Source organism: Epibacterium sp. MM17-32 (assembly GCF_022348205.1).
In the GTDB taxonomy this organism is placed as follows: Bacteria; Pseudomonadota; Alphaproteobacteria; order Rhodobacterales; family Rhodobacteraceae; genus Epibacterium.
On record NZ_JAKRFC010000036.1, the window covers coordinates 1 to 3,258 of the forward strand.

At 53.0% G+C, this 3,258-nt stretch carries 2 protein-coding genes; both read left to right on the plus strand.

Features of this window, described 5'->3' with window-relative positions; genetic code table 11:
• Positions 1 to 1,490 precede the first annotated feature (1,490 nt).
• The gene (locus MHM88_RS23050) at positions 1,491 to 2,186 is read left to right on the plus strand and encodes a hypothetical protein (protein ID WP_239369313.1); all 696 of its coding nucleotides are present in this window, start codon (positions 1,491 to 1,493) and stop codon (positions 2,184 to 2,186) included.
• A complete protein-coding gene (locus tag MHM88_RS23055; protein ID WP_239369315.1) occupies positions 2,183 to 3,199 on the plus strand; it encodes a hypothetical protein in 1,017 nt (338 codons plus the stop codon). Before MHM88_RS23050 ends, MHM88_RS23055 begins: the two co-directional genes overlap by 4 nt.
• The last annotated feature ends 59 nt before the right edge of the window (positions 3,200 to 3,258 follow it).

Below are 3,258 nucleotides of genomic sequence, written 5' to 3' on the forward strand. Positions count from 1 at the left end.
AGGATACCGGCCCCCAGCGCCCAAAAGCATCGTCCCGATAGACCAAAGACCGACGATGCATTAACATTCAAATTGGACCACTCGATGGGGGCACATCACATTCCGTTTCATTTCTCTCAGTTCTTCGAGGGTCACTGTCTTGTTTTCTGACATTTTGCGTTCTCTGCTCATCCGATAGATCCAGTTGCCCGGACTGCACGCCGTGACACAGGCAGGCTTGGTCCCCGCGGGTAACTAGGTTTTGCGCGAGTTAGTCTAGCACATTATTCGTGCCGTCTGTGACACATTCGAAAACCGTCGGTAGCGAGCGCTGGTACTGAATTTTCTCAGTCTATGTGTGCAACGCAACGAACTGCGGATCCAGTCCGCAGCGCTGCTTAAAAGATATCAATAAATCCTAATTCGGTTGACTGCACAGGCGCACGCAGATGGGAAGGCGGTCGACCTAGGCGGTTCGGGGGGGGCTTCGGGGGGGGGGGAGATCGAGAACCTTGTGAAGCGAAAGCGCCGTTTGCCAATGGACACCCATTTTTCGGGCGAAGCTGTTAATCGTCCCAGTCCAGCGCCAAATGGCCAAGGCCTTTTTGCGTGTAATCTTTGGCCGCGAATGTCGGGGATACACCTTTAGCCTGCTGATCTTAAACAACTTCGATAGGGTCGAAGGCTTCATGCCATTCTGTTTGGCAAGTGCCTCGCAGCTGCACCCATCTTTGTAGGCGTTATAAAGATCACGGATATAGTCGATGTGCGTCAAGCGCAGGAGCTTTCGGACAAGCAGAGGGCTTATGCCGAAGTGGCGGGCGAGCTGCCGCAAATTCTGAAACCTAAAGTATGCTTCGCGAACCTCGTATGCGCTGATCGGTTGCCATATGACTTGGGTCCTACTGACGTAAACACATGACAATGAACGATTTTTATCTGAAAAAACTTGGCTCAACACCGGTTTGTTTCACCCCGATGGATCCTGTCCGCAATGGCGGCGCAGCCGCGGCGTCTGACAATTCTCTCAGATGAAATGTCCCAAGGAGATCGACCTCCGAATTTTGAGGCACTCGATGTAAATGCATGAATTAAAACAATAATTTGAAATCCCTCAGCCGCCTCGTTACTGTTTTCAGCACCGGATTCGTCCGGCAGAGTCAGCCTTTCACAGACAGCTGTTTTTCTGTCTGTTGTACGGTAGGTGAGAAGACTGATTGGAAAACGCGCGCGGGCGAGCTCAATCGGCAAACCGCTTGGTGAGCCGTTGGAAGCGCCTGAAGATAAGGAGAAACACATGCTGACCCCCTAAAAGCAAAGGCCTCGCAAGAAGCTCCACACTTCTGGCAAGGCCTGAGATGCAAAAGTTTATACCCATTTGCATCTCCTTCATGACTCAATTTTCGAAACCCGTCAACCGCGCAGAGCTGTTCTGCGAGCGGGTTTCCTGCACCCTATCATAAAGGAGTGCCAGATGGCGCTGGGTTGAACCGGTGGCCTTGGCAAATACCATGACAACTTATGAAGATGACGATTTCTATCGTCCGCCTTTTCCGACCGTTGCTGGGTTGATGTATCCTGCACGGTCCAAACTGACCGTGCGCGGTTTCACAATCGCCATGACACCTGCGGAAAATTACTGGCGCCAGATCATCAGCGCCAGTCAGGGAGAACGCGAGACGTGCCTGCTGGCGCTGGCGATGCCCAGCCTCTGGAATCTCTTTGATCAACCTAAACCCGTGAGCTTTGTTGACGAGAATGGCAGGCAGAGAACCCACAGGTTCGACTACCTCGCAGAGTTTAAGAATGGTCACAAAGTGGCCATCGCCGTTAAGCCCGCCGAGCGCGTCGAGAGATTGAACTTCAAAAAGACGTTGAAGGCCATCAAACGCGACTTGCCGTTTGGCTTTGCTGACACTGTCGCTTTGGTCACCGAACGCGAGCGCAACAAGGTCGAAGTTCGAAATGCGGAGCTTCTGAACTTTTTTCGGCGCTGCCCTGACCAGGATGCAGATAGCGTGATCGGCGAGCTGATTGACGCGCTCTTCGACGAGGTCCCGATCAATGAACTGGTTAAGAAGTCTGGCCAGGGTGCCAGAGCCTTCCGCGCCGTGTTTCGTGCGATTTACGCGGGTCAGCTCTGTGCAAACACGCGTGAGCACATCTCCCTGAATTCCTTGGTCGCACCAGGAAAGGGAAGAGCATGAAACATGAAACGATCCGTCTGGGCTTGACCACGTGCGATGCAATTGTTGCCAACGGTGAAGTCAACATAATCACCAACGTGGACCGAATGTTCGTGGAGATGAAGCCTCTGCGAGTCGACGGAAGGCCCATTTCGTTTACCCATGCAGAGCTTTCAGAGCTCATCAACGCAGGCCAGTTTTCTGTTCAATACGGTTATTTCGAAAGCCGCCAGGTTGCCCGGCGGGCAGTGGCTGGGCGCGCTTTGATGTCGAGGATATCGACGAAGGCCCAGTTGGACGCGTTCTGGAAAGAGACATGGTGCACAACGTTCCTTGAGATGGAAGTTGCAGGACTATCCAATCGATCCTCCGAAAGATGGGGGGAATTTTTGCCTGAGCTTGAGCGCCGTGTCACCGAAAAGCTGAAGAAAGGATTGAGGGTCACAACGGCCGGGGCCAGTTTTGACAGCATCGAGCTTCGACGATCGCCTTGCAGAACATCCTTTATGGCGTGGTTTCGGGAGTGGGAACTTTCCAAAGATCCCATGGTGTTCGTGAAGAGATCCACGTTCAATGGAAGCAACGCGCGGCGTATCGATGCAGAACGTGAAGCGATCATCCAAGGGTTTGTCGAGAGCTATTTGCATCCAAACCAGCTTCTCCCAAGCCATATCCACGATAGCGTCAATGCCGAAATCAGACGTCGCAATTCCGTGCGGCTTGCCAGTGGAGAGCTGCCCCTGAAGGAGGTTTCCAAGAGCACCATCGAACGTCGGATCCAGGACCTCGACAAGTTCGAGGTGCTTGCTGCCAGAAAAGGAATTGCTGTCGCTAAGAACAAGCTCGGTGCGCACGGTGGCGTGCTAAAACTGGAAATGCCACTCCATCGCATCGAGATGGATGAATGGGAGGTTGATCTCATCGCGAACCTCAAGAAGAGCGGATATGATATCAGTCAGAACACTGTTCGTGATCTTGCAACCGGCCGGTATTGGGTGATGTGCCCCCATCGAGTGGTCCAATTTGAATGTTAATGCATCGTCGGTCTTTGGTCTATCGGGACGATGCTTTTGGGCGCTGGGGGCCGGTATCC